General features: G+C 72.9%; 26 protein-coding genes. 14 read left to right on the forward strand and 12 right to left on the reverse strand.

What is annotated here, in order from left to right; translation table 11 throughout:
- Positions 1-127 precede the first annotated feature (127 nt).
- The 4 genes from IEY30_RS14620 to dnaK all read right to left on the reverse strand — a co-directional run bounded on the left by IEY30_RS14620 (position 128) and on the right by dnaK (position 4,330).
- Positions 128-592 (reverse strand): heat shock protein transcriptional repressor HspR, encoded by a 465-nt coding sequence (locus tag IEY30_RS14620; RefSeq protein ID WP_043416906.1) that lies wholly within the window; start codon positions 590-592, stop codon positions 128-130.
- A 38-nt stretch (positions 593-630) separates the two neighbouring features.
- Complete coding sequence (locus IEY30_RS14625; protein WP_030199021.1) at positions 631-1,641, reverse strand: DnaJ C-terminal domain-containing protein; 1,011 nt, start codon at positions 1,639-1,641, stop codon at positions 631-633.
- Between the two features lie 89 nt (positions 1,642-1,730).
- Complete coding sequence (locus IEY30_RS14630) at positions 1,731-2,420, reverse strand: nucleotide exchange factor GrpE (RefSeq protein WP_030199017.1); 690 nt, start codon at positions 2,418-2,420, stop codon at positions 1,731-1,733.
- A complete protein-coding gene (dnaK, locus tag IEY30_RS14635; RefSeq protein ID WP_030199013.1) occupies positions 2,417-4,330 on the reverse strand; it encodes a molecular chaperone DnaK in 1,914 nt (637 codons plus the stop codon). Before dnaK ends, IEY30_RS14630 begins: the two co-directional genes overlap by 4 nt.
- 224 nt (positions 4,331-4,554) lie before the next feature.
- Here dnaK and IEY30_RS14640 point away from each other — a divergent pair, with 224 nt between their 5' ends.
- Entirely contained in the window at positions 4,555-5,817 is a 1,263-nt protein-coding gene (locus IEY30_RS14640) for a PQQ-dependent sugar dehydrogenase (protein ID WP_030199010.1), read from the forward strand.
- Between the two features lie 4 nt (positions 5,818-5,821).
- Here IEY30_RS14640 and IEY30_RS14645 read toward each other — a convergent pair whose 3' ends face one another.
- Together IEY30_RS14645 and IEY30_RS14650 are read right to left on the reverse strand one after the other, a co-directional pair.
- Entirely contained in the window at positions 5,822-7,531 is a 1,710-nt protein-coding gene (locus IEY30_RS14645; protein WP_081920504.1) for an alkaline phosphatase D family protein, read from the reverse strand.
- 106 nt (positions 7,532-7,637) lie between these two features.
- Positions 7,638-8,378, reverse strand: coding sequence for a dienelactone hydrolase family protein (locus tag IEY30_RS14650; protein WP_030199004.1), 741 nt, complete (start codon positions 8,376-8,378; stop codon positions 7,638-7,640).
- A 34-nt stretch (positions 8,379-8,412) separates the two neighbouring features.
- Here IEY30_RS14650 and IEY30_RS14655 point away from each other — a divergent pair, with 34 nt between their 5' ends.
- The 3 genes from IEY30_RS14655 (at position 8,413) to IEY30_RS14665 (ending at position 10,593) form a co-directional block, all read left to right on the forward strand.
- The gene (locus IEY30_RS14655; protein WP_229675015.1) at positions 8,413-9,330 is read left to right on the forward strand and encodes a phosphotransferase family protein; all 918 of its coding nucleotides are present in this window, start codon (positions 8,413-8,415) and stop codon (positions 9,328-9,330) included.
- 10 nt (positions 9,331-9,340) lie between these two features.
- Positions 9,341-9,649, forward strand: a complete 309-nt coding sequence (locus tag IEY30_RS14660; protein ID WP_030198998.1) for a TFIIB-type zinc ribbon-containing protein — start codon at positions 9,341-9,343, stop codon at positions 9,647-9,649.
- Positions 9,650-9,735: 86 nt separating this feature from the next.
- A complete protein-coding gene (locus IEY30_RS14665; RefSeq protein ID WP_030198996.1) occupies positions 9,736-10,593 on the forward strand; it encodes a DUF3626 domain-containing protein in 858 nt (285 codons plus the stop codon).
- A gap of 63 nt (positions 10,594-10,656) precedes the next feature.
- On the opposite strand, the gene IEY30_RS14670 is transcribed toward IEY30_RS14665, so the two are convergent.
- Together IEY30_RS14670 and IEY30_RS14675 are read right to left on the reverse strand one after the other, a co-directional pair.
- The gene (locus tag IEY30_RS14670) at positions 10,657-11,259 is read right to left on the reverse strand and encodes a hypothetical protein (RefSeq protein WP_030198993.1); all 603 of its coding nucleotides are present in this window, start codon (positions 11,257-11,259) and stop codon (positions 10,657-10,659) included.
- A gap of 22 nt (positions 11,260-11,281) precedes the next feature.
- The gene (locus IEY30_RS14675; protein ID WP_030198990.1) at positions 11,282-12,982 is read right to left on the reverse strand and encodes an alpha/beta hydrolase; all 1,701 of its coding nucleotides are present in this window, start codon (positions 12,980-12,982) and stop codon (positions 11,282-11,284) included.
- A 98-nt stretch (positions 12,983-13,080) separates the two neighbouring features.
- On the opposite strand from IEY30_RS14675, the gene IEY30_RS14680 reads away from it, so the two are divergent.
- The 5 genes from IEY30_RS14680 (at position 13,081) to IEY30_RS14700 (ending at position 16,970) form a co-directional block, all read left to right on the forward strand.
- Positions 13,081-13,920 (forward strand): alpha/beta fold hydrolase, encoded by an 840-nt coding sequence (locus tag IEY30_RS14680; protein WP_030198987.1) that lies wholly within the window; start codon positions 13,081-13,083, stop codon positions 13,918-13,920.
- Between the two features lie 85 nt (positions 13,921-14,005).
- Complete coding sequence (locus IEY30_RS14685; RefSeq protein ID WP_030198985.1) at positions 14,006-14,725, forward strand: DsbA family oxidoreductase; 720 nt, start codon at positions 14,006-14,008, stop codon at positions 14,723-14,725.
- Between the two features lie 40 nt (positions 14,726-14,765).
- On the forward strand, positions 14,766-15,173 hold the full coding sequence (locus IEY30_RS14690) for an MmcQ/YjbR family DNA-binding protein (RefSeq protein WP_030198982.1): 408 nt from the start codon (positions 14,766-14,768) through the stop codon (positions 15,171-15,173).
- A 182-nt stretch (positions 15,174-15,355) separates the two neighbouring features.
- The gene (locus IEY30_RS14695; RefSeq protein ID WP_052358572.1) at positions 15,356-16,135 is read left to right on the forward strand and encodes a CAP domain-containing protein; all 780 of its coding nucleotides are present in this window, start codon (positions 15,356-15,358) and stop codon (positions 16,133-16,135) included.
- Between the two features lie 19 nt (positions 16,136-16,154).
- Positions 16,155-16,970 carry a 2-phosphosulfolactate phosphatase gene (locus tag IEY30_RS14700; protein ID WP_030198976.1) on the forward strand — a complete coding sequence of 272 codons (816 nt, stop codon included), beginning with the start codon at positions 16,155-16,157 and terminating at the stop codon, positions 16,968-16,970.
- 1 nt (position 16,971) lies between these two features.
- Here IEY30_RS14700 and IEY30_RS14705 read toward each other — a convergent pair whose 3' ends face one another.
- Positions 16,972-17,664 carry a Type 1 glutamine amidotransferase-like domain-containing protein gene (locus IEY30_RS14705; RefSeq protein WP_030198974.1) on the reverse strand — a complete coding sequence of 231 codons (693 nt, stop codon included), beginning with the start codon at positions 17,662-17,664 and terminating at the stop codon, positions 16,972-16,974.
- 186 nt (positions 17,665-17,850) lie between these two features.
- Positions 17,851-19,233 (reverse strand): NAD(P)/FAD-dependent oxidoreductase, encoded by a 1,383-nt coding sequence (locus IEY30_RS14710; RefSeq protein WP_229675016.1) that lies wholly within the window; start codon positions 19,231-19,233, stop codon positions 17,851-17,853.
- Positions 19,234-19,385: 152 nt separating this feature from the next.
- Here IEY30_RS14710 and IEY30_RS14715 point away from each other — a divergent pair, with 152 nt between their 5' ends.
- The gene (locus IEY30_RS14715; RefSeq protein ID WP_030198972.1) at positions 19,386-20,741 is read left to right on the forward strand and encodes an aspartate aminotransferase family protein; all 1,356 of its coding nucleotides are present in this window, start codon (positions 19,386-19,388) and stop codon (positions 20,739-20,741) included.
- 91 nt (positions 20,742-20,832) lie between these two features.
- Here the strand turns inward: IEY30_RS14715 and IEY30_RS14720 are convergent, their stop codons facing one another.
- Positions 20,833-21,591 (reverse strand): YqjF family protein, encoded by a 759-nt coding sequence (locus IEY30_RS14720; RefSeq protein ID WP_030198970.1) that lies wholly within the window; start codon positions 21,589-21,591, stop codon positions 20,833-20,835.
- Between the two features lie 112 nt (positions 21,592-21,703).
- On the opposite strand from IEY30_RS14720, the gene IEY30_RS14725 reads away from it, so the two are divergent.
- Both IEY30_RS14725 and IEY30_RS14730 read left to right on the forward strand, forming a co-directional pair.
- Entirely contained in the window at positions 21,704-22,687 is a 984-nt protein-coding gene (locus tag IEY30_RS14725) for an L-lactate dehydrogenase (RefSeq protein WP_030198968.1), read from the forward strand.
- A gap of 68 nt (positions 22,688-22,755) precedes the next feature.
- On the forward strand, positions 22,756-23,547 hold the full coding sequence (locus IEY30_RS14730; RefSeq protein WP_229675017.1) for a TetR/AcrR family transcriptional regulator: 792 nt from the start codon (positions 22,756-22,758) through the stop codon (positions 23,545-23,547).
- Between the two features lie 55 nt (positions 23,548-23,602).
- Here the strand turns inward: IEY30_RS14730 and IEY30_RS14735 are convergent, their stop codons facing one another.
- Positions 23,603-23,986, reverse strand: a complete 384-nt coding sequence (locus tag IEY30_RS14735) for a VOC family protein (protein ID WP_030198964.1) — start codon at positions 23,984-23,986, stop codon at positions 23,603-23,605.
- Positions 23,987-24,075: 89 nt separating this feature from the next.
- On the opposite strand from IEY30_RS14735, the gene IEY30_RS14740 reads away from it, so the two are divergent.
- Positions 24,076-24,819 (forward strand): TetR/AcrR family transcriptional regulator, encoded by a 744-nt coding sequence (locus IEY30_RS14740; RefSeq protein WP_043416851.1) that lies wholly within the window; start codon positions 24,076-24,078, stop codon positions 24,817-24,819.
- Between the two features lie 9 nt (positions 24,820-24,828).
- Positions 24,829-25,653: a thioesterase family protein gene (locus IEY30_RS14745; protein WP_030198959.1), complete on the forward strand. Its 825-nt coding sequence runs from the start codon at positions 24,829-24,831 to the stop codon at positions 25,651-25,653.
- Positions 25,654-25,774: the final 121 nt, after the last annotated feature.

Consider the following 25,774-nt stretch of genomic DNA (forward strand, 5'->3'; position numbering starts at 1 on the left):
ACATGAGCGCGGCCCGGCGGCCCGCTACGCGGAGGACCACACCGCGCGACGTCGGGGGCGATCCCTCCCAGGGCTTGCGGCAGGGCCTGCGGCACCACTTGCGGCGGGGCTCGGGCCCCGCCTCAGCTCACGCCTGTCGTCCGCGGTCGGGTCGCCAGACGACGAGGGCCTGCGAGGAGGGCGACCGCGGCGGTCGCTGGCCGGGGCGGACGGCCACGACCTCGCCTCGCGGCCCGACGGCGAAGACGCGGGCGCCCGACGACAGCGCGACCTGCGCGGCCGCCAGCTCGGAGCTCAGCTCCTCGACGCGAGAGCGGAGGGCTGCGACGTGGTTCTCGAGGTCGAGGATGCGCTGGATGCCGGCCAGCGACACCCCCTCCTGCGACAGTCGCTGCACCTCGCGGAGCAGCTCGACGTCGCGCGTGCTGTAGCGGCGCCCACCGCCGCGCGTGCGCGACGGGGAGACGAGCCCGAGGCGGTCGTACTGGCGCAACGTCTGGGCGTGCATGCCGGCGAGCTCGGCCGCGACGGAGATGACGAAGACCGGGGCGTCGTCGTCGTGCCCGCCGGTGCGGGCGCTCTTGCGGGCCATCATCGCCACCTCCTCTCGTCGGGCTCTCGTCAGGCGCGTCAGGCTCGGGCGCGCTGGAACAGGTCGGCGCGCGGGTCGTGGCCGTCCTCAGCCGCGGCCATCTTCTCGACGGCCTCGCGCGCCTCGTCGGTCAGCCGCTGCGGGACCACGACCTGCACCTTGGCGAGGAGGTCGCCGACGTGGTCGCCTCGCTTGACCCCACGGCCCTTGAGCCGCAGCACGCGGCCGCTCGGCGTGCCGGGAGCGACCTTGACCTTGACCGAGCCGCCGTCGAGCGTGGGCACGGCGACGGTCGCGCCGAGAGCGGCCTCGGCGAAGGTGACCGGGAGGTCGAGCGTGAGGTTGTCGCCGTCGCGCCCGAAGACCGGGTGCTTGTCGACCGAGACCGTGAGGATCAGGTCACCGGCCGGGGCGCCGGGGTCGCCCTGACGGCCCTTGCCGCGCAGACGGATCCGCTGACCGTCCTTGACGCCCGCCGGGATGCGGGCGTTGATGCGCCCGAGGTCGGGCGAGCTGAGCGAGACCGTGGAGCCCTGCACGGCGTCGCGGAAGGCGATGTGGGTGCTCGCCTGGACGTCGGCGCCCGGGCGGGGGCCGGGCGTCGCGCCGTATCCGCCGTAGCCGGCGCCGGGTGCGCCGCCGCCGAACATCTGGCCGAGGATGTCCTCGAGGTTGGGCTGGCCCCCGGCACCACCGGTGTTGAACCGGACGCGCTGGCCACCGGGGCCACCCGCGCCACCGAAGGCCGAGAAGATGTCCTCGAAGCCGGCACCCTGACCTCCGGCGCCACCCGCGGTGAAGCGGGCACCGCCGTGGGACATGGCACGGATCGCGTCGTACTCGCGGCGCTTCTCGGGGTCGGACAGGACGGCGTACGCCTCCCCGACCTCCTTGAAGCGCTCCTCGGCCTTGGCGTCCCCGACGTTGTGGTCGGGGTGCATCGTGCGCGCGACCTTGCGGTAGGTCTTCTTGATCGTCGCGGCGTCGGCGTCCTGGGGCACGCCGAGGATCGCGTAGAAGTCCTTCTCGAACCAGTCCTGACTAGCCATGGCGCACCTCCTCCTTCGCGGTGACTCTCACGCTGCTCCCATCATCGGGTATGCCGCCGGGCTGCGGGTGCAGCCCGGCGGCGGACGTCTCAGGCGGGGTCGGCAACCGACACCCGCGCGGCCCGGACGAGCCGGTCACCGATGCGGTAGCCCGGCTGCAGCACCTGCACGACGGTGGTGCCCGTCGCGCCCTCGGGAAGCTCGGCCTCGACGTGCATGAGGGCCTCGTGCACGTTGGGGTCGAACTCCTGCCCAGCCTCGCCCAGGCGCTCGACGCCGTAGCGACCGAGGGTGGACTCGAGCTTGTCGGCGATGGCCGCGAACGGGCCACCGGCAAGGTCGCCGGCCTGGCGCGCCATGTGGATGTCGTCGAGCACCGGCAGCAGCGACTCGACGACGCTGCCCACCGCGGTGTGCCGGATGACCTCGCGGTCGCGGTCGACGCGCTTCTTGTAGTTGACGTACTCGGCCTGCAGTCGCTGCAGGTCCGCGAGCAGCGTCGCGGCCATGGTGTCCTCCTCGGCGAGGGCGACGCCCTCCTCCGGATCGGAGGACGGAGCGGAGTCGCCTGCGGGGTGGTCGAACTCGTCCTCGCCACCGGGCTCGGACGAAGCGCCCGGGCCGCCCTCGTAGTACGTGTGGTGGCGCTCCCCGTGCTGGGACTCGCCGGAGCCGCCCTGGGGCGGGGTGCCGGCGGCGTCGCCGCCGGCACCCGTCGCGCCCGTGCCGGTCACATCGGCCTGCTCGCCGGACGTGCCCTGGTTCGGGGACTCGGTCACTTGGCGTCCCTGGCCTCGTCGTCGTCGACGACCTCGGCGTCGACGACGTCCTCGTCGGCGTTGCCCGACGCGTCCGACGTGCCCGACGTGCTCTCACCCGAGGGCGAGCCGTCCTGCGCACCGGCGGCGTTGGCCGAGGCCTGCTCCGAGGCGTAGACGGCCTGGCCCATGGCCTGGGACTTGGTGTTGAGGTCCTCGACCTTGGCCTTGATGTCGTCGGCGCTGGCCTCGGAGCCCTCGGCGATGGACGCCTTGAGGTCGGCGAGCGACTCCTCCACCGGCGTCTTGACGTCGGCCGGGACCTTGTCGCCGGACTCCTTGAGGAAGGACTCGGTCGAGAAGACGAGCTGCTCGGCCTGGTTGCGGACCTCGGCCTCCTCGCGACGCTTCCGGTCCTCGTCGGCGTGCGCCTCGGCGTCCTTGACCATCTTGTCGATCTCTTCCTTCGACAGCGCCGAGCCGCCGGTGATCGTCATCTTCTGCTCCTTGCCGGTGCCCTGGTCCTTGGCACTGACGTTGACGATGCCGTTGGCGTCGATGTCGAAGGTGACCTCGATCTTCGGCACGCCGCGCGGGGCCGGCGCGATGCCGGTCAGCTCGAAGGTGCCGAGCGACTTGTTGTGCTGGGCGATCTCGCGCTCACCCTGGAAGACCTGGATGAGGACCGACGGCTGGTTGTCGTCGGCGGTGCTGAAGATCTCCGAGCGCTTCGTCGGGATCGCGGTGTTGCGCTCGATGAGCTTGGTGAACAGGCCACCCTTGGTCTCGATGCCGAGCGAGAGCGGCGTGACGTCGATGAGCAGGACGTCCTTGCGCTCACCCTTGAGGACACCGGCCTGCAGGCTCGCGCCCATGGCGACGACCTCGTCGGGGTTGACGCCCTTGTTGGGGGCCTTGCCGCCGGTCAGCTCGGTGACGAGCGCCGTGACGGCCGGCATGCGGGTGGAGCCACCGACGAGCACGACGTGGTCGATGTCGGCGACCTTGATGCCGGCGTCCTCGATGACCTTGTGGAACGGCGCCTTGGTGCGGTCGAGGAGCGACTTGGTCATCTGCTCGAACTGCGCACGCGTCAGGGTCTCGTCGAGGTGGATCGGGCCCTCGGGCGTCATCGAGATGTACTGCGCCGAGATGTTGGTGCTCGTCGCGGTGGAGAGCTCCTTCTTGGCGCGCTCGGCCTCGTCCCGGAGGCGCTGCATCGCGATCTTGTCCTTGGACAGGTCCTGGCCCGTCTTGTTCTTGACCTGCGTGATGAGGTGCTGGACGACGACGTCGTCCCAGTCGTCTCCACCGAGGTGGTTGTCACCGTTGGTCGCGCGCACCTGGATCGTGGCGAAGCCGTCCTCGGCGTCCTTGCCGACCTCGAGGAGGGACACGTCGAACGTGCCGCCACCGAGGTCGAAGACGAGGATGAGCTCGTCCTCCTTGCCCTTGTCGAGACCGTAGGCGAGAGCCGCGGCGGTGGGCTCGTTGACGATGCGCAGGACGTTGAGGCCGGCGATCTCACCGGCCTCCTTGGTGGCCTGGCGCTCGGCGTCGTCGAAGTACGCGGGGACGGTGATGACGGCGTCGGTCACCGACTCGCCGAGGTAGGACTCGGCGTCGCGCTTGAGCTTCTGGAGGATGCGGGCGCTGATCTCCTGCGCCGTGTAGGTCTTGCCGTCGATCTCGGGCGACTTCCAGTCGGTGCCCATGTGGCGCTTCACGGAGCGGATCGTCCGGTCGACGTTGGTGACGGCCTGGCGCTTGGCGACCTCGCCGACGAGCACCTCGCCGTTCTTGGAGAACGCGACGACGGACGGGGTCGTGCGCCCGCCCTCGGCGTTCGCGATGATGCTCGGCTCGCCGCCCTCGAGGACGGAGACGGCCGAGTTGGTGGTACCGAGGTCAATTCCGACCGCACGTGCCATGGGTGACTCCTTGTGAGCTAGGTGGAGATCGTGATGCTGATGGTCTGGTGAACAGGTCCTCGCTCAATCTGCTCCGGCCCGGCCATGATTGTCAAAACCGGACTCGCAAATCTTGCGTTCACTCGACTCAACTCTGGGGTCGCCCCGATTGTTCCCGGCGATGGACCGGGGTCATCCCGGAGGGCGCACAGGCTCGCTCGCTACCGTCGGTGACGGAGGTCCCCATGCCCGAGCGCACCGGCCGGGTCGCCCTCGCCGCGACCGTGGCCCTCGCCCTGTCCGCCGCCGCCTGCTCGTCGGGCGCCCCGTCATCCGGCACCAGCACCTCGCCCGCGAGTGGCCCGGCCACGACGTCTACGTCGACCACACCGGCGCAGACACCGTCGACCACACCGGCGACGACGGCCCCGACCCCACCTGCCTCGACGACGACGCGCACCGCCACTCCGTCGAGTCCGGCACCGACCTCGGTCGCCGGCCGCCCCACGGGCAACGCGACGGTGGTGCGCACGCTCGCGACCGGCATCGACGTGCCATGGGGCCTCGCGCGCCTGCCGGACGGCAGGGTGCTCGTCTCGGCCCGCGACAGCTACCGGATCGACCGGCTCGACGTGGCCGCGGGCCGGCTCACCCGGGTCGGCACCGTGCCCGGCGTCGTGTCCAACGTGTCCCAGCAGGGCGAGGCAGGCCTGCTCGGCATCGCGGTCTCGCCGACGTTCACGCGCGACCGCCTCGTCTACGCGTACTTCTCGACGGCGTCGGACAACCGGATCGCCGCGATCCCCTGGGACCCTTCGGCGCCGGCCGGGCGGCAGCTCGGCACGCCACGCGTGCTCGTGCGCGGCATCCCTCACAACGTGCACCACAACGGCGGCCGCCTCGCGTTCGGCCCGGACGGCTACCTCTATGCCACGACGGGCGAGGCGCAGCGGCCCGCACTGGCCCAGGACAAGGGCTCGCTCGGCGGCAAGATCCTGCGGATGACGACCTCCGGCCGGCCGGCCCCGGGCAGCCCGTTCGGCACGCTCGTCTGGTCCTACGGCCACCGCAACGTCCAGGGCATCGCCTGGGACGCGGCCGGGCGCCTCTGGGCCTCGGAGTTCGGCGACCACAGCGCGGACGAGCTCAACCTGATCCGCCCCGGCCGCAACTACGGGTGGCCGCAGACCGAGGGACGCACGAGCCGCGCGGGCATCACCGGGCCGGTCGTCCAGTGGGGCCCGCCGCAGGACTCCCCCAGCGGCATCGCCATCGCCGGGGGCTCGGTGTGGATGGCGGCGCTGCGCGGGCAGCGGCTGTGGCGGATCCCGCTCGACGGCGCCCGCACGACCGCAGCGCCGCAGGACTTCCTCGTCGGCCGCTACGGCCGGCTGCGCAGCGTGCTCGCCGTCGACGACCGGACCATCCTCGTCACGACGAGCAACCGCGACGGGCGACAGGCCCCAGGCGCCGGCGACGACCGGATCCTGCTCGTCCGCGTCACCTGACGCGTCAGCCGGTCGGCAGCCGCACGCTCGAGACCGTCGTCAGCACGGGGTGGGCGTCGTCGCCGTCGCGGACCTCGCCGCCGCGCCAGACGATGGAGAGGTCACGCCCCTGCACGGTCAGCTCGGCGAGGCAGTTGTCGAACCACGGCCCGTCGGTGACCACCCAGGGGTAGGCGGGGTCGGGCACGCGCTTGGACCGCTCGGCGACGAAGCGCATCGGCCGCACCAGCCCCCGCGCGAACGCGGACATCATGACGCGGATCGCCCGTGGCATCGGGTTGCGGATCGGCGAGCAGACGGCCTGGATGACCCGCGAGGTGGCGCCGTGGCGCGTCCTCGCGTCGACGACCTCGGCGACGTAGGAGTTGTGGACGTCGCCGGAGAGGAAGACGACCGTGGCCGGGGCGCGGCCCCGCTCGCCGCGCGCAACCTCCATGACCATGTCGAAGACCTCGACGAAGCCGTCGTTGAAGGCCGCCCAGTGCTCGAGGTCGATGGACTGCCGGGCCTTCTCGGCGACCTGGGCGACGAGCTTGCCGCGCGTGCCCGTCGCGAGCACCTCGTCGATGGCCTCCAGGTCGTGCAGGCCGGGCGGCAGCATGAAGGGCAGCGACGTGCCGATGAGCAGGTGCTCGACGTCGCCCGTCAGCTGCTCGTCGAGCCAGCGCATCTCGTCGGGGTCGAGCATCGAGCGGTGCTGCGGCTCGAGCACGCGCGCGGCCCGGGAGTCGACGACGACGAGCCGGCTGTCGCCGAGGTCGCGCCGGAAGCTCCAGCGGTAGACCTCCGGGTGCCGGTCCGAGCGCCGGGCGAGGTCGAAGACCGCCTCGGTGAGGTCGAGCTCGCCGACCCCGTCGTCGTCACCTGCCTCGCCGCCGGCGATGACCCGCGCATAGATCTCGTCGTCGGCGAGCTGCGCGGGCGAGAGGTTGCCGATGTGCTGGTAGACCCAGTACGACGACAGGCCGCCCATGAGGCGCTCGTGCCACCACGGGGTGCGGTTGATCTCCTCGTGCCAGGTCCACGAGGTGTTCCAGTCGTCGCGGATGTCGTGGTCGTCGAAGATCATGCAGCTCGGCACGGTGGACAGCAGCCACCGGTTGGCGTCGTCCCCCCAGGCAAGGCCGTAGAGGTGGGCGTACTCCTCGTAGTCCTTGATCTCCTCGCCGGGCGGCTCGTCGAGGCTCCGCCGCGCAGCGATGAACTCGCGCATCGCCTCCGACGTCTCGTCGGCGTAGACCTGGTCGCCGAGGAAGGCGACGAGGTCGGGCCACTCCTCCTCGCCGCGCGCGAGCGCGAGGGCGAGGGTGCGCAGGGCATCGACGCCGTTGGTCCGGTGGCCCTTCCGGTCGTGCGGGACGGTGGTGCGGCACGACCCAAAGAGCAGCCGCGTCGGACGCCCACGGTCGATGGTGCGGATGCGCGGCGCCGGGAACGGGCTGTCCGGCTCGGGCCACACGGACGCACCGTCGATGCTCACGGCATACGACCAGTCACCGCCGGGCTCGAGGCCGTCGACGACGACGAGGGCGTAGTGGTGGCCCTTGACCGAGAAGGTCGGCGCCCTCCACTCGCGACCGTCGGCGTGCACGGTGGCCACCCCGGGTCCGGACGTCTCGAGCCACACCGTCGCGTCGGTCTCGCCGACGTAGCGCAGCATCGGGCCGAGGACGAGCGGGCCCCGGCGGGCGGGCGAGCGGTCGGGTTCGGTCATGCCACAGGCTTACTCCACGCGCGCCGCCGCCGGGCAGGAAAGCCCTGTGCGAGACCTGTGGGCCAGAAGCCAGGGAAGCCCGAGGGGCCCGACGCAGGCGCCACGCTCACCGCGCCACGTGCTCGCCGAAGAACGCGAGCGTGCGCTCCCACGCGTCGGCGGCGACCTCGGCGTTGTACTTCGAGGGTGAGGTGTCGTTGAAGAAGGCGTGCCCGACCCCGTGGTAGACGCGCGCCGTGAAGTCGACGCCGGCCTGCTCCATGCGCGACTCGAGCTCGGGGACGCCGTCGGTGATGCCGTGGTCCTCCTCGCCGTAGAAGGCGAGGACGGGGCAGGTGATGGTCGCGGGGTCGGCGTTCTCGGGGAAGGTGCCGTAGAAGGGCACCGCGGCGCGCACCCGCGGGTCGGCGGCCGCGAGGGCATAGGCATACGTCCCCCCGAAGCAGAAGCCGACGACGCCGACGCGCCCGTCGACACCCTCCCCCTGCACGAGCGCGTCGACGACGGCTCGCAGTGCCGGGACGGCCCACGCGGCGAACTCCGGCTGGCGCGCGGGAGTGGTGGCCGCTCGCATCTGCGGCTGCGCGGCGAGCCGGTCCTCCTCGGAGGCGCTGAACATCAGCTCGAAGATGCGCGCCCCGACCTCGGGCGTCAGCCCGACGTGGCCGAGCAGGTCCGGCGCGACGGCGACGTAGCCCTCCGCGGCGATGCGGTCGGCGACGTCCTTGATGTGGTCGGCCAGGCCCCAGATCTCCTGGATGACGACGACCGCGCCGCGCGGCTGCCCGCTCGGGTCGGCGCGGTAGGCGGTGAGGTCGTGCTCGGGGAAGTCGATCATCGTGCCCATGCACCATTCCTACCCCTCCGGCGACAATCAGGTGGTGACCCTGGACACGACCGCCGCGTGGCTCGACCGGCTCGCCGCCGACCTGGCGGGTGGTCATGGCCGCGACCACGGGAATTCCGTGGATCAGGTCGTATGCCGTCTGCTCCCCTCCGGCGCCGAGCTGGCCTTCGTGGGCGGGGTGGTCGTCAAGCTGCACCACCCCCGGACCGACGCCGCCGCGCTGGGCAGGCGCCTGCGCCAGGTGACGAGCGGTGCGGGACCGTCGCTGTGGGTCCAGCCGCTCCAGGTCCTGCCGCGCCGTGCGCCGGACGGGCGCTGCGTGACCGTCTGGCCCCGGGTCGAGGTCGTTGCCCCCGAGGACGCCGCGCTGCCGTGGGCCGACTCGGGCCGGCTGCTCGCGCGGCTGCACCTCGCCTCCGGCGAGGCCGGGGACGCACCCGACCGGAGGCCGCTCCCCCGCCACGGCGGACCCGCACGGGTCTCCCGGGCGCTCCGACGGGCGGGGCGTCTCGACCGTCCAGCGGCTCCGATGCTGACCGAGCTCGGCCGCCGGCTCCTCAAGGAGATCGAGGAGATCGAGGAGATCCCCACGAGCCCGGCGCCGGCGGTCGTCCACGGTGACTGGCACCTCGGACAGCTCGCCCGCACCCCGGCCGGGCTCCGGCTCCTGGACGTCGACGACCTCGGGACCGGAGACCCGGCCTGGGACCTCGCCCGCCCCGCGGGGCTCTGGGCCGCGGGGGCGCTCGAGGACGCCGACTGGCGGACGTTCCTCACGGCCTACCGGACGGAGGGCGGTCCGGGCGTCCCGGCGTATGGCGACCCGTGGCCCCGCCTCGACCTGGCGGCCCGCTGCGCCGTCTACGTGGCGGCTGTCCGGGCCCTCGCCGTCCAGCCGGCTCACAGCGCAAACCCAGCCGAGGCCCTGTTGGAGGCCTGCGCCCGGATGTGAGGATGAGGGCATGAGCCAGCAGCCGCCCCCGTTCCCGCACCAGGACTCGACCGGTGCCGCCTACCAGCCGCAGGGCTTCGTGTGCCCGAAGTGCCGCGGGACCATGCGCACCTACGACCGCAACGGCGTGCACGTCGAGCAGTGCGACCAGTGCCGCGGGATCTTCCTCGACTTCGGCGAGTTCGAGCACCTGAGCCAGCTCGAGAGCCGCTTCGTCGCCCAGCCGCCGCCCCAGCAGTACGGCGGTCCGTCCTGGGGCAACCGCGGCGGCAAGCACTACCGCAAGAAGGGCATGGCCGGCCTCTTCTTCTCGAGCTGACGCCCTCGGGGGACGGCCACATCGCTTATGCCGTGTGAGCGCGTCCCCGAGGGGCGCTGGCGACCTGAGGGTGTGAGGATGACGGCGTGCCCGACCATCCCGCCGCCGTCGACCGGGCTCTCGCACACGTGCGCGCGCTCTCCGTGGGCCCGCCCCTCGACCCGACGCTGCGGATCACGCTGAACTTCCACCCCGACCGGCTCGTGGGCGGCGAGCCCATCCTCACGGCGATGGCCCGGGACGGGGTCTACCGGTCCCAGTTCGAGACCCGGACGAGCAACGGCGGGCTGACGGCGCACCCCGGCGGGGACCGGTGGCGCTGGGAGAGCCGGATCTTCGGGGGCGCCTATGACGACGCCGAGCCCGCGCTGCGACCGAAGTACGGCGCGCTCGACCTGCACCGCCGTCCCCACGGCGCCGCGCCCCGGTTCGGCTCGGCCCACGTGCGGCTCGCGGCGCACACGCTGGAGCGCGCGACGTTCTGCTTCCCCGACAGCGTCTTCGAGCCCGAGCACTTCGGCAGCTCAACGGGATTCGCGCTCGCAGAGCTCGTCGCCGCTGCAGACCACGACCTGCTCGACGACTACGTCGAGGCGCACGTGCACGGGGTGGTCCACCTCGTCGACGACGTCGAGGCGCTCGTCCTCGACCCCGGCTACCGGGGCACCGACGTCGAGGCCGACGCGCTCGCCCTCGGGGTGCCGGTGGAGTGGCACCCCGGCTACCGGCTCGACGTCGCGACGCTGGCTGCGCACCCGGACTACCGCGGCCCCGAGTTCGTCGCTCTCGGTGAGTCGCTGGCCGTCGACGGGGTCCTGACCCCGCAGGTCATCGGTGCCGCGTCACGCGAGGGACGGCACGACGAGCAGGCGCTCAAGAGGGTCTGGCACTACGTCGCCCGCTTCGGCGCCGTCGAGTGCCCAGAAACCCATGTCAGGAACTGAGCACTCGATCCCGAATTTCCGTCGAGTGCCAAAACCCACGTCAGGAACTGGGCACTCGACGGGTCAGGGGGTGACGACCGTCGTCACGACCGAGGTGACCGAGGGCGTCGGCGGGGTCGACGAGAAGCCGAACCGGCACGGCGGGTCGACCCGGGCCAGCGTCCCGAGCGGCGACCCCTCGAAGCTGCCCTCGAGGGACGTCACGGCGTGCAGGTCGGTCGCGCCGTAGTACTCCCGGCGACCCTCGAGCGCCGTGCCGCGGGTTCGCACGCCGCGCAAGGCGACTCGTGCGATCGGGTCGACCGCGGTCGCCCACGACCGGCTCGTCGCGACGCGCGACGGCACGAGCCGCAGGAGCCGACCGAGCGGCATACGCCCACCGACCGTGAGGTCGAGCGTCAGCGACGGTGACTCGACGTGCCACGCGTGGCCTCCAGCGGTCACGGTGATCGGCTCGAGACGCACCTCGTCGAAGGCGTAGGTCGCCCCGATGAACGCCGCCACCTCGGGACTCGGCGCGACGAGCACCCGGTGGCCGGCGGCAGTCTCGACCATCGCGTCGCCGAAGGAGCCGAGCGGCGTCCGCTCCCACGACCCGACGACGACGCGGACACCCGACGCCGACCCGACGCCGGCGATCTGACCGTGGAACCGCTCTGCTGGCACGACCCGAGCGTAGGCGCGCCACTCAGGCCACCCGGTTGACCGTCTCCTCGATGCCCGCGACGAGCTTCGTGTAGTCGTCGGTCGGTGACCCACCGAGCACCGAGCCCCACGCGGGGACGAGCTCCGGGCCGTAGCGGTGGCCGTAGCCGTCGGGCGGGTCGTGTCCGACCGCCATGTCGGTCGTCAGCTGCCAGAACGTCACGAACGGGATCCATGTGACGTCAGGGTTGACGTCGTGCCCGCGGGGCTCGCGCAGCCAGTCCGGCTCGGCGCCGAGCAGGGCCGGGTTCCACCAGACGACGGGGTCGGACGCGTGCTGGGCGTAGACGAAGCGGGGGAAGTCCCACGCGCCGTAGTCGCGGCCGTAGTAGTCGTGGGTCAGCTGGTCGCCGCTCGCCGCGAACCGGATGTGCAGGCCGGCGTCGACGACCGGGACGATCTCGGGCGAGCCCTCGTTGCGCCGGGCGGTCAGCGACCGCCAGATGCCGGTGAAGCTCGGCGTGCCCACCCACACGCCACCCTGGGCGCGGGCCAGCATGTCGTCGGCGCTCGAGAAGGCGGCCTGGCCGCCGTAGGAGCCGAGCGACTCGCCGCCGACGACGAGCTGCGGACGGTCGTCCTCGGGCAGCGTGCGCCACACGGCATACACCTTGTCGAAGAGCGCCTTGCCCGCCTCTCGGGGGGTGTCTCGGTCGGTCATCATCGACATCGCGCTCGGGAGGTAGGAGTACTGCATGGCGGCGATCGCGCTGTCGCCGTTGCTGAGGTACTCGACCGACTGGGCCGACCAGTCGTCGACCCAGCCGGTGCCCGTCGTCGTGAAGACGGCGAGGACGCGGCGGTGGAAGGCGTTGGTGCGCTTGAGCTCCGCGACGACCGCCGCGGCGACGTCGTCGACCGACCGGTCCGGCGTGCGGCCGGCGTAGACGCGGATCGGCTCGATGGCCCCCCGGTCGGTCGCGGCCGTGATCTGCTTCGGCGTCGGAGCGCTCGTGACGAACATCTGCCCCTGGTAGCCGAGGCTGTCCCACGACTCGAGCGACCCCGGCCCGCCTGAGCGCAACGGCGACGTCGGCGCGGCACGGCCGGTGGGCGCGGTGTTGACCTGGGCCGCGACCCCGGCGAAGGCCTGCATGCCACGGTGGAAGAGCACGCTGTCGGTGACCCACGCCGTCGCGGTGGCCACGACGACGACGGCGATGACGGTCGCGATCGTCTTGGGCAGCACGTGACCGGCAGCCTGGGCGAGCTGGTGGGTCGCGCCGCGCAGCCCGCGCGCGATGGCGAGGAAGAGCACCGCGACGAGGGCGGCGAGCGCGAGCGCCAGCGCCCAGTCGACCGGGTCGAGTGGGGCCAGCCGGACGACGGCCGCCGTGCGCGCCTGGGCCCTGACGTTGGCGACCGTCAGGCCGAGGACGGCGACAGCGCCGAAGACCGGGGCCGCGACGAGGAGCCAGTGTCGCGCCTCTCCGCTCACGGTGACGTGCAGGTCGATGAGGTGCGAGACGCGCCTCACCACCCAGGCGACGAGCACGCCGAGCGCGTAGCCGGCGGCGGCGCACAGGCCGCTGATGAGGCCCTGGTAGTACCACGTGCGGGGCAGCAGGCTCGGCGCCATCGAGGTGAGGAAGTAGGCGGCGCCGAAGAACAGCCCGGTGCGCGAGAGGTGCCACCACGCGCGGCCGGCGCCGGGGCGGCCGGGCGTCTCGGGCGCGTCGGGCATGCCTCAACAGTAGGTCGGGGCGGTCACCGCCCGCTTCGGGTTTGTCCCCTACGGGACGTCCCTGACCGGTAGGCGCCCCGCCGGGGCACGATGGGGGCATGGCAGCGCTCGAGCAACGCATCACGACCTTCAGCCGCGACGGGCTGCGCTTCGACGTCACCGACGAGGGCCCGGTCGACGGGGACGTCGTCGTGCTGCTCCACGGCTTCCCCACCGACCGCACGAGCTGGGACCGGGTCGCGGCCCGGCTGCACGAGGCGGGGCTACGCACGCTCGCCCCCGACCAGCGCGGCTACTCCCCCGGCGCGCGACCGGCGGGCGAGGACGCCTACCGCCTCGACGAGCTCGTCGCCGACGTCCTCGCGCTCATCGACGCGTCCGGACGCGAGCGGGTCCACCTCGTCGGGCACGACTGGGGCGGCGCGCTCGCCTGGCTCGTCGCCGGCAACCACCCGACGCGCATCGCCTCGCTCACCGTCCTGTCGACCCCGCACCCGGCCGCGATGTCGCGGGCCTGGCGCAGGGGCCTCGACCAGAAGCGGCGGTCCTGGTACATGGCCGCCTTCCAGGTGCCGTGGGTGCCCGAGCGCGCGCTCGCGGCGGGCTTCAACTCGCTCATGGCGCGCTCCGGCCTCCCGCTCGAGGACAGCAGGAGGTATGCCGCCCGCCTGGCCCGCCCAGACGCGCTCACCGGGCCGGTCAACTGGTACCGCGCCGCCCGCCACTCGGGCGTCGGGGCGCACCGCGTGGAGGTGCCGACCACCTACGTCTGGGGCTCGAGGGACGCGTTCCTCGGCCGCACCGCCGCCGAGCTGACGCGTGAGCACGTCGGCGCCGACTACGAGCTGATCGAGCTCGACGCGGGGCACTGGCTCCCCGAGACCTGCGACGCGGAGTCCGCCGCAGCGATCCTGCACCGCGTCGCGCGGGCGAGCTGAACGGCATACCCCCTCTCACCCGGAGGGTGACGGACGCCTCGCCCGATGCGGGGAACACGACCACGCCCGGGTAGGTTGCACGACCGTGAAGATCGACATCTGGAGCGACATCGTGTGCCCGTTCTGCTACATCGGCAAGCGTCGCCTCGAGGCTGCCGTGGCGCAGTTCGAGCACGCCGACGAGGTCGAGGTGCAGTGGCACAGCTTCGAGCTGGACCGCGGCGCCGCTCCCGTGTCGGAGCAGCCGCTCGTCGACCTCGTCGCCGCGAAGTACGGCACGACGCGCGAGCAGGCAGCCGAGCAGCACCGCTCGATGGCGGCCGCCGCGGCCGAGCTGGGCCTCACGTTCAACTGGGAGCAGGCCCGCTACGGCAACACCTTCGACGCGCACCGCGTCGTGCACCTGGCGGCCGAGCAGGGCCTCGCCGACGCCGCCCACGAGCGGCTCATGCGCGCCTACTTCACCGACGGCCTCGCGGTCGGCGACCGGGACGTGCTCGTCCGGCTCGCCGTCGAGATCGGCCTCGACGAGGGCGCCGTGCGCGAGATGCTCGAGTCCGACGACTACGGCAACCACGTGCGCAGCGACGAGGCGACGGCCAAGATGCTCGGCATCGAGTCGGTCCCGTTCTTCGTGCTCGACCGCAAGTACGGCGTCTCCGGCGCCCAGCCGGTCGAGGTCTTCGCCCAAGCGCTCGAGACGGCGTGGGAGCACCGGCACGAGGTGCTCGAGCCGGTCGCCGCGGGCGGTGGCTGCGGGGGCGGCTGCGGCGCCGGCGGCTGCGGCGGGGTCTGCGGCGCCTGAACCGCCCGACCGCCGCCGTGCGGGCCTAGCGTGGGTGGGCATGTCCCACCCCCAGATGTTCGACACCGGCGACCCCTACCTGCGGCGCCTGCGCGAGATCTGTCTCGCGCTGCCCGGCGCCGACGAGAAGGTCTCGCACGGCCGCCCCAACTTCTTCACCCGCAAGGTCTTCGCCATCTACGGCGGCGTCGTCAAGGGCGACCACGACCCCGAGCCCTACCGCCACGCCGTCATCGTGCAGCCCGACGAGTCCGACCGGGCGGCGCTGCTCGAGGACCCGCGCTTCGTCGTGCCCGGCTACTACGGTCCCTACGGCTGGCTCATGCTCGACCTGCGCAACAACCGCGCCGCTGACGGCGTCGACTGGGACGAGGTCGCCGAGCTCGTCGACGCGTCGTACCGCCGCACCGCGCCGGTGCGCCTGGTCCGCGAGCTCGACGCGCGCTGACTCGCCCGCAGCGACCGGGCGGCGACCGGGCGGCGACGGGGCGGCGACGGGGCGGCGACGGGGCGGCGACCGGGCGGTAGGTCACGGTGACGTGACGATGCGCCGCTACGCCCCTCGCTCATCCGGCTGCATCCCCGCCGGGGCGCGTAAGGTACCGGTCGCTGGGTCGACGAAAGGCGCACATGGGACGGCACACCGATCCCGCGGTCATCGGATCGCGGCGCGCCGCGGTGGTGACCCTAACGGTGTCGGCACTGCTCGTGATCGGCGGCTTCGTCATCCTGGGTCGCTCCGGCGACCTGCGTCTCGGCCCCGGACCGTCGCCGACGGCGCCGGCCACGCCGACGGGACGCATGGGCGGCGTCGAGAGCTCGAGCACCGTCTCGCCGTCCACGTCCCCGACCCCGTCGGCCACGCCCTCCACCTCGCCGAGCTCGACGGGACCGACACCGACGCCGTCGCTGACCACCCGGGCTCCCGCGCCGCTCGTGACGGCGCCCACGCCGACGCGCTCAGCGACCCCGGTCCCCACGCGGACGCCGTCCCCGACGAGCACGGCCGTCGCCGCACCACCTCCTCGCGCGGGCGTCGCCCACCAGGTCGTGGCCCTCGTCAACACCGAGCGCGCCCGGGCCGGGTGCGGACCGGTGTCGATCGACGCGGCGCTCCAGCGGGCGGCGCAGCAGCACAGCGACGACATGGCGACGCGTGGCTACTTCTCGCACACGAGCCCCGACGGGTCGACCTTCGCCGACCGCATCCGCGCGGCCGGCTACCGCGGCGGGGCGATCGGCGAGAACATCGCGGCCGGGCAGCGCAGCGCCAAGGAGGTCATGAGCGGGTGGATGGCGAGCCCGGGGCACCGCGCGAACATCCTCAACTGCGCCTACCGCGACATCGGCGTCGGCTACGCGACGGGTGGCCCGTACGGCACGTACTGGACCCAGACCTTCGGCGGCTGACCACCCGTAGGTTGTCGTCATGCACCCCTGGCACTCGCAGGACCGTCACGTCGTCCGCCTCGACTGGGGACCCACCGCGGCCGAGGCCCTGACGAGGTATGCCGTCGCCGCGGGGTCTCCCGTATGCGCGGTCGTCGTCGACGTCCTCAGCTTCACGACGTGCGTCTCGGTGGCCGCCGACGCCGGCATCCGCGTGCACCCCTACCGCTGGAAGGACGAGTCGGCCCGCGCCTTCGCCGAGGAGCGTGGCGCCACCCTGGCTCGGACGCGGTCGGCGACGCGGGCCGAGGGCGGGGTCAGCCTGTCACCGGCCTCGATCCGCGCGGCCCGTGACGTCAAGGACCTCGTGCTGCCCTCGCCCAACGGGTCGACGACCAGCACCGTCCTCGCCGAGGCCGGCGCGCAGGTCGTGGCGGCCTCGCTGCGCAACCGGGCGGCAGTCGCCGCCTGGATCGTCGACTGGCTCGAGTCGTCGAGCGGCTCCCGGGCCCGGCCGGCGGTCGTCGTGGTCCCGGCCGGCGAGCGCTGGCCCGACGACTCGCTGCGTCCGGCCGTCGAGGACCTCTGGGGCGCCGGGTCCGTCGTCGCGGCGCTCGCCCAACGGCTCGAGCACCGCGGCGGCCCGCTGCTCCTCAGCCCCGAGGCCGAGGCGGCGGGTGCGGCCTGGCTCGCCGTGGAGGACCGGGCCGCGGCGGCGCTGCGCTCCTGCGCGAGCGGGCTGGAGCTCGTGGCGCAGGGGTGGCCCGACGACGTCGCGATCGCCGCCGAGCTCGATGCGTCGGGCGTCGTCCCGGTGCTGACCGACGGTGCGTACACCGGGCACCCCGCTCCCTGACTCACCTGCCGGCGGAAGCGACCTCCTCCCGCCTCATGAGCTGCCACGTCCCCTCGGAGACGACCTCGACGACGCCGTCGACGACGGCGATGGCCGTCTGCCCGTCGATGACGTAACCCGGTCCGGAGATGCCCTGGATCCAGCTCTCCGCCTCGGCCAGGGTGTTGCCGGGCATGCCCTCGGGAGCGACGTGCGGGAAGATCGAGAAGTCGACGAGCCCGAGGGGGCTGATGTCGCCGGTCTTCGGCCTCCACTGGATGAAGTCCTCGCCGACCTCGGGGGTCATCACCATGCTGCCGGCGCTCAGCCCCACCCACACCGTCTTCTCGAGCGACGGCAGCAGATCGGTCAGCCCCGACTCCCGCATCCAGTAGGCGAGGTACAGCACGTCCCCGCCGGAGACCAGCAGGACGTCCGCCTCCTCGACGAGGGGCACCCAGCGGTCGGCGTCGATGCTGGGCAGCGCGGTGAGCTCGAGCACCCCGACGGACTTCCAGCCCAGGTCGACCATGGGGTTCTCGGACGTCCCGCTGATGAACTGCCAAGCCCTGTCGAGGCCGGCCCTCGGGTGCCCGTACATCCCGGTGGGGATGCACAGGGCGTGCGACTCGGCGATCGGCCTGTCCAGCATCCCGACGAGTGCCGCATGGATGCTCGGGTTGGTGACTCCACTGTCTGTCAGCAGGAGCTTCATGGGTCTGGTCCTCCGGGTCTCAACGGTGCGTGGTCACTGGGACCACGAACGACCTGGGGCGAATACGACAGGTCCCGACCAAGAATGGGACATCCGGCCGACTGACGGGGCCGGACCGAGCACGGGACCTGCACGCCGTGCCCGGGCGACACGGCATACGCGATCGGTGGAAGGGACGCGAGTCGCCTACTGGCCCAAGGCGGTCCAGAAGGCCGATGCGGCCCGCGAGGGGCGCCCGGTGCGACGCTCGGACCAGTCGGCCGACGTCATGAGGGCGGTCACCGCGTTGACGCCCAGCCAGCGGAGTGGCTCGGGCTCCCAGTCACGGGAGGTGCGCCCGGCCCACGGCAGGGAGGCGAGGTCGTCCGGGTCGTCACCGCGGATCGTCGCGGCCAGCGTGCGGCCCGCGAGCGCCGAGGTGGCCACGCCGTCGCCGACGTAGCCGCCGGCGAAGGCGAGGCCGGTGTGCCGGTCGTGGCGGACCGAGGGGAACCAGTCGCGCGGCACGCCGAGGTTGCCGCCCCACGCGTGCGTGAACTCCACCCCGTCGAGGACGGGGAAGAGCTCGAGCAGGATCCGGCGCAGGGCGGTGTGGACGCGCTCGTCGCGGTCGTAGAGCGGCGACACCTTGGAGGCGTAGTGGTAGGGAGCACCCCTGCCACCGAAGGCGATCCGGCCGTCACGGGTGCGCTGGCCGTAGATCGTCAGGTGCCGGTTGTCGGCGAAGGTCGTGCGCTTGTCGAGGCCGATCTGCGCCCACGTGTCGTCGGGCAGCGGCTCGGTCGCCGTCATGAGCGAGTAGATGGGCGCGATGGCGCGTCGCCGACCGGCGACGGTGGGCGTGTAGCCCTCGGTCGCGAGGACGACGTGGTCGGCGCGGACCGTCCCGTGCGCGGTGACGACGCGGTGGCTGCGCACGTCGACGGCCGCCGTGCGCTCGTGGATGACGACCCCGCGCCGCTCGACCGTGTCGGCGAGGCCACGCACGAGTCGCGCCGGGTGGATCGCCGCGCAGTGGGGCGTGAAGGAGCCGCCCAGCGCGTCGCTGACCCCGGCGATCTCGGTGACCTCGTGGGCGTCGAGGAGGCGGTGGTCCTCCTCGCCGAAGCCCCACGCACGGTGGTTCGAGACCTCCTCACGGACCCGCTCGAGCTGCGCCGGGTTGCGCGCGACGGACAGGTAGCCGCCCTGGTCGAAGTGGCAGTCGATCCCCTCCGCGGCGGCGACCCTGCCCACGTCGGCCACCGTGTCGTGCAGCAGGTGCTGCATCCGCACCGCCGCCTCACGGCCGCGCTCGGCCGCCATCCGCTTGAGCGAGGCCGGGAAGAGCGCGGAGCACCAGCCGCCGTTGCGGCCCGACGCGCCGAAGCCGGCGACCTCCTTCTCGATGACGGCGACGCGGATCGTCGGGTCGGCCGTGACGAGGTGGTATGCCGTCCACAGGCCTGTGTAGCCGGCCCCCACCACGGCGACGTCGACCTCGAGGTCGGTGGTGAGGCCGGGGCGCGGTTCGATGTCACCGATCGTGTCGTGCCAGAGGCTGAGGCCTCGGTAACCGCTCAAGGGCATGGCCGGGATCATGCCACCTCCGGGGGGCGCGAAACGGACTCGGAACCTGTGCCTTTTCGGTTGAATCCCCTTCCAGCACCTACGGAATCCGTGGTCCTGCAGGGTTTGGGCCATCACTTCCACTGCCGGGCGCCGCACGGCATGATGCGGGCATGAGCACCGTCGATCGCGCCCGTCTCGCCGAGCTGCACGCCCGGGAGCGCGCCGCCTTCACCGCCGCCCGCCCGCGGTCCCGGGCGCTCGCCGAGCAGGCCGCTGCACACATGCCGGGCGGGGTCCCGATGAGCTGGATGGTCAAGTGGCCCGGGGACTTCCCCGTCTTCGTCGAGAGCGCGGAGGGCGCGCACTTCACGTGCGTCGACGGCATCGACCACGTCGACCTCTGCCTCGGCGACACCGGCGCCATGATGGGCCACTCCCCCGCGCCGACGGTCGAGGCCGTGACCCGGCAGCTCTCGCGCGGGATCACGACGATGCTGCCCACCGAGGACGCCATCGCCGTCTCCACCGGCCTCGCCGAGCGGTTCGGGCTGCCCTACTGGCAGTTCACGCTGACGGCTACTGACGCCAACCGGCACGCGATCCGCTACGCCCGCCACCTCACCGGCCGCAGCAAGGTCGTCGTGCACAACTGGTGCTACCACGGCTCGGTCGACGAGGCCTTCGCCACGCTGGGGGCGGACGGCACCACCGTGGACCGACCGGGGAACATCGGCGCCCCGGTCGACACCGCGGAGACGACCCGGGTCGTCGAGTTCAACGACCTCGAGGCGCTCGAGCGGGCCCTGGCCCACGGCGACGTCGCCGCGATCCTCGTCGAGCCGGCCCTGACGAACATCGGCATCGTCCTGCCCGACCCCGGCTACAACGAAGGGGTCCGCGAGCTCGCCACCCGCTACGGCGCGCTCCTCATCAACGACGAGACGCACACGATCTGTGCCGGCCCGGGCGGCTACACCGGAGCCCACGGCCTGCAGCCCGACATGCTGGTCATCGGCAAGTCCATCGGTGGCGGGATCACTTGCGGCACCTTCGGGTTCAGCCAGGACATCGCCGACCGGATCGTCCGGTCGGTCGAGCTCGAGGACATCGACGTGGGCGGCATCGGCGGCACGCTCGCGGGCAACGGCCTGTCGATGGCGGCGATGAAGGCCACCCTCGAGCAGATCATGACGCCGGCCGCCTTCGAGCACATGGTCCCCCTCGCCGACGCGTGGGCCGACGGCGTGCAGGCGGGGATCGACGCCGTAGGGGCCGACTGGCACGTGACGCGGCTCGGCGCCCGTGCTGAGTACAACTTCTCCGGTCGCCCCTCGCACGACGGCCAGGAGGCGCACGACGCCGACGACTTCGAGCTGCAGCAGTACCTCCACCTCTACGCGCTCAACCGCGGCATCCTGCTGACGCCGTTCCACAACATGGCGCTCATGAGCCCGGCCACGACGGCGGCCGACGTCGACGCCCACACGACGATGTTCGAGGCCTGCCTGCGCGAGCTCTTCGCCTGACCCAGCCCGTCCGGCTGGGACGACGGGCTGGCAGTCCACGACGCGGCATACGCCCGCGGTGCGGTGAGCGAGCACTGCTGCCAGCCGGTCGTCACCCCACGCGGGAGGGCCGTCCGAAGCGGGTGGCCACCCCCGGCGACCACAGGGCGCGCAGCCGCGGCCCCGCCGGCACGACACCGCTCGCCCCGAGCAGGTCGTCGGCGAGCTCGACGACTCCCGCGGCATACAACGGCCACGCCTCGTGCTCGTTGGGGACCCACAGCGTGCGCCCGGCGACGCGGGTGTGGGCACCCCAGCGCGCGGTGAGCCACGTCTCGAGCGGCGTCGGCTCGACCCGGTCGCCGACGCGCACGGTCAGCAGGCTCCGCAGCCCGCGGGACGGGGCACGCCGCCGGCTCTCGTACGTCAGGAGGTCACCGTCGCGGCGCAGGCGCATGCGGGCCCACGTGTAGGGGATCCCCAGTCCGGCGCGCGCCGCGGCCACGACGAGCGCGCGCTCGGTCTCGAGCGACCGGAAGAGCACGCCGTGCCGGCCGGCGTCGTCGACGGAGTAGAGACGGATGTTCGTCTCGAGGAAGCTGCCCAGCCACGGCAGGCGCGGCGACGGCGCCCGACCGAGGCGGATGCCGTCCATGACGAACGGCACGAGCGCCACGTAGGTCAGGCCGTCGGCGAAGACGTCCGGCCTCGTGCCCGCCGGGAAGAGGTGGCGCACGGAGTCGGGCTCGACCGGCCAGTGCACGAACGTCAGGTCGCGCCACACCTGGTCGAAGACGACGGGCGGGCGCAGCGGCGGGGGCTGCACCGGGTAGCCGGCCGGCAGCGGGAGGGTGTCGACGGGCAGGTCCACGACACCATCGTCACACGCATCGCCGGACCGACCCTCGACACGGCGCTCGCCGACTAGCGTTGGCGGCACCGGACCGACGGGCGGCCCGGACGACGAGCGACGGAGGACCCCCATGTCCGTGGAGGCACTCGCAGGCGGCACGCGCCGCCGACGCACGACCAAGTTCGGCATCGTCGGGGCGGGCGCCGTCGGCGCCACGCTGGCGTATGCCGCGTTGATGCGTGGCGTCGCCCAGAACGTCGCGCTCTTCGACGTCAACGCCGCCAAGGTGCACGCCGAGGCGCTCGACCTCAGCCACGGCATCCAGTTCGTGCCGATGGCCCACGTCGACGGCTCGGACGACGTCGAGGTGCTCGCGGACTCGGACGTCATCGTCTTCACGGCCGGGGCCAAGCAGAAGCCCGGTCAGTCGCGGCTCGACCTCGCCGAGTCGACGATCGGCATCATGCGCGCGATCCTGCCGCGCCTCGTCGAGGTGGCCCCCGACGCCGTGCACGTCATGGTGACCAACCCCGTCGACGTCGTGACGTATGCCGCCCTGCAGGTCTCGGGACTGCCGCCGGAGCGCCTCTTCGGCTCGGGCACCGTGCTCGACTCGTCCCGGCTGCGCTTCCTGCTCGCCGAGCACACCGGGGTCGCGGCCCAGAGCGTGCACGCCTACGTCATCGGCGAGCACGGCGACTCCGAGCTGCCGCTGTGGTCGTCGGCCTCGATCGGCTCCGTGCCGCTGCTCCAGTGGCGCACCCCGGACGGGCGCATCGCGCTCGACGAGGAGGCCCGCGACCGCATCGCGACCGACGTCGTGCAGTCGGCCTACCGCGTCATCGAGGGCAAGGGCGCGACGAACTACGCCATCGGACTCGCCGCCACGCGCATCATCGAGGCGGTGCTCTACGACGAGCGCCGGATCCTCCCGGTCTCCTCGCTGCTCGAGGACTACTACGGCATCAGCGACGTGTGTCTCTCGGTGCCGGCGATCATCCACGCCGGCGGTGTCGGCGAGCGCATCGAGGTGCCGATGACCGACGCGGAGCTGTCCGGGCTGCGCGCGTCCGCCGAGGCCGTGCGTGGCACCGCGCGACGGTTCGGGTTCTGACCGCGGCGCCGGCGTCCGTCCCGCGGCCGGGTGGCGCGTCTCGTCGAGCGCGGGAGCATGATGGGGGCGTGAGCCCGTCCGCCGCCTTCGACTCCGTCGGCTCCGTCGACTCCCTCGGTGCTGCAGACGGCCTCGACACCACCGACACCGGGGACGCCGTCGACCGCGTCGGCGCGGCCGGGCCCGCCGACGCGACGGGCAGCCCGTCTGGCGGCCCCGCGGCGCGAGGCACCTACCACCACGGCGACCTGCGACGCGCACTGCTCGAGGCCGGGACCGAGCTGGCCCGGGAGGGCGGCCCCGACAAGATCGTGCTGCGTGAGGCGACCCGCCGCGTCGGCGTCTCGGCCAACGCGGCCTACCGCCACTTCGCGGACCGTGACGCCCTGCTCGGCGAGGTGGTCTCGCGGGCCCAGGCGCGCGCCGCCGACGTCATCAGCGCCACCATGGACGCCGTCCCCGACGACCTCGGCCCCGGGGCCCGGGCGCGTGGCCGCTTCCGGGCGGTGGGCGTGGGCTACCTGCGCTTCGCGATGGATGAGCCGGGGCTGTTCCGCGCCGCCTTCGCCGTGCCAGTCGACCTCAGCCGGGCCGCGTCGCCGGACGCGGCCGGCGCCTGTGGGCGCACGCCCTTCCAGCTGCTGTCGGACTCGCTCGACGAGATGGTCGACGCCGGGGTCATATCCGACGACGAGCGCCCCGGCGCCGAGCTGCTCGCGTGGTCGGCCGTGCACGGCATGGCGATGCTGGCCCTCGAGGGCCCGCTGCGCGACCTGCCTCCGGGGGCCGTCGACGAGCTCGCCCCGCGGCTCGTTCGGATGGTCGACCTCGGGCTCGGCCTCTCCGACGTCACCGGCTGACCGCGCTGACCGGGCTGACCGGGCGGGCCGGGCGCCTAGCGACCGGGCGTCCCGCTCAGACCCACTGCACGAGCTGGACGACGATCCCGTTCGGGTCTCGGTACTGCACGAAGCGCTCGCCCCACGGCTCCGTCTCCGGCGGGGTGACGACGTCGACACCCTCGGCCACGAGCCGCTCGTGCCACGCGTCGAGGTCCTCGACGACGAAGGCGAGCAGCAGGCCATCTCGAGCCGATCCCGCCACCTCGGCGGGCTTGAAGCTCGGCAGGCCGGTGCGCAGGAAGACGATGTTCGAGCCGCCTCCGGGCTGGCGGAGCGAGACGAAACCGTCGTCGCGCATCTCGACCTCGAGCCCGAGGTGGGTGACGAGGAACTCGGCGGAGGCGTCCGGGTCGGGGACGTTGAGCGAGAGGGCGGAGCCGATGACTGCTCTGGACATGAGGACCTCTTTCCGTACGGCGTACGGACATTAACGTACGGCATACGGAATCGTTCCCGACGCGATTCCACGGACGGAGGAGTCGACCGGTGGGCACCGTTGCACTGCTGTGGCGACACGAGCACCCCCTCCCGCCCCGCCCGGGCCGACGACCCACGATCACCCTCGACGCCGTGGTCGCCGCCGGCATCCACGAGGCCGACGAGCAGGGGCTGCACGACTTCTCCCTGCGCCGGGTCGCCCAGCGTCTCGGTGTCGGCGTCATGACGCTCTACGGGCACGTCGAGAACAGGTCCCAGCTCGTCGAGCTGATGGTCGACCAGTGCCGCCTCGACATGGAGTGGGCACCACTGACCGGGCCCTGGGCAGCGCGGCTCGAGCAGGTCGCCGACGAGAACCTCGCGCTGCTGGCCCGGCACCCGTGGCTCGCCCACGTCGAGACCGAGCGTGCCGTGCTCGGCCCCGGAACCCTCACGAAGTACGAGCGGGAGCTCGGCGCCGTGGACCCCCTGCCGCTGGACGACGTGGGCAAGGACCAGGCCCTGGCGCTCGTCCTGGACTTCGTCCGGTCGTCCGCGAGAGCCCTCGAGGCGGCCCGCGCCGAGCGCACCGAGGAGACCCCCGAGCAGTGGTGGGCCCGCGAGGGCGCCGAGCTGGCCGCCCTGCAGGTCGAGGAGCGCTTCCCGCTCGCCGCCCGGGTCGGACAGGCCACCGGTGAGGCGACGAACGCCGCCGCCGATGCGGCCGCGGCCCACGTGTTCGGTCTCGCCGTCCTGCTCGACGGGCTCGCAGCTCGAGCGGGCGTCTCCCGGGAGCGCTCGGCACCTGCCTAGGGTGGACCCGTGACCAGCGAGACCCGCGACAGCACGAGCCACGAGCTCGACCGCGACACGGCAGCCTTCTACCGCCGGATCGGCCCCGGGCTCTACGCCCCGACCGTCCACGTGCAGGGCGCGTGGCGCGACGACGAGCAGCACATGGCCCCGGTCAGCGGCATCCTCGCCCACGAGATCGACCTGCACGAGCCGCGCGAGGGCATGCAGCTCGCGCGGATCTCCTTCGACATCCTCGGGTTGATCCCTGCGCGGCCCAGCCGCATCGAGGTCCGTACGACTCGCCCCGGCCGCACCATCGAGCTCGTCGAGGCGACGATGGTCGTCGACGACCGGGCCGTCGTGCGCGCCCACGCCTGGCGGCTCGCCGAGCACGACTCCGAGCCGGTCGCGGGCGTCGAGCTCGAGCCGATCCCGGGGCCCGAGGCCATGGAGCCGTGGGCCGGGGCCGACACGTGGGAGGGCGGCTACATCGAGGGCCTCGAGTTCCGCGTCGACCCCGAGCGCCGGCCCGGACGCACCCGCGCCTGGATCCGCGCAGGTCACCCTCTGATCGAAGGTGAGTCCTGCTCTCCCACAGCCGATCTCGTCCGCCTCGCGGACACCGCGAACGGCATCGCCGTGCGCGTCTCACCCCGCGAGTGGATGTTCCCCAACGTCGACCTCAGCGTCCACCTCTTCCGCGAGCCCGTGCGCGGCTGGGTCGGCTTCGACACCCGCGTCACCATGGGCCCGACCGGGCTGGGGCTGACCTCGACGACCCTGCACGACGAGCAGGGACCCGTCGGTCGCGCCGAGCAGATCCTCACGGTCCGCCGGATGCCCGGCGCCTGACGCACCCGGCGGTCCCGAGCCGCAGGACCGTCCCGGAACCCGGTCGAGGACGGCGACAACTTTCCGGCGGGACGACGCGTCGAGGGTGGTGTCGGTACGCCGCGCCAAAGCGGGTGCCGCC

Origin of the sequence: Terrabacter tumescens, assembly GCF_014646815.1 — a bacterium.
Classification (GTDB): domain Bacteria; phylum Actinomycetota; class Actinomycetes; order Actinomycetales; family Dermatophilaceae; genus Terrabacter; species Terrabacter tumescens.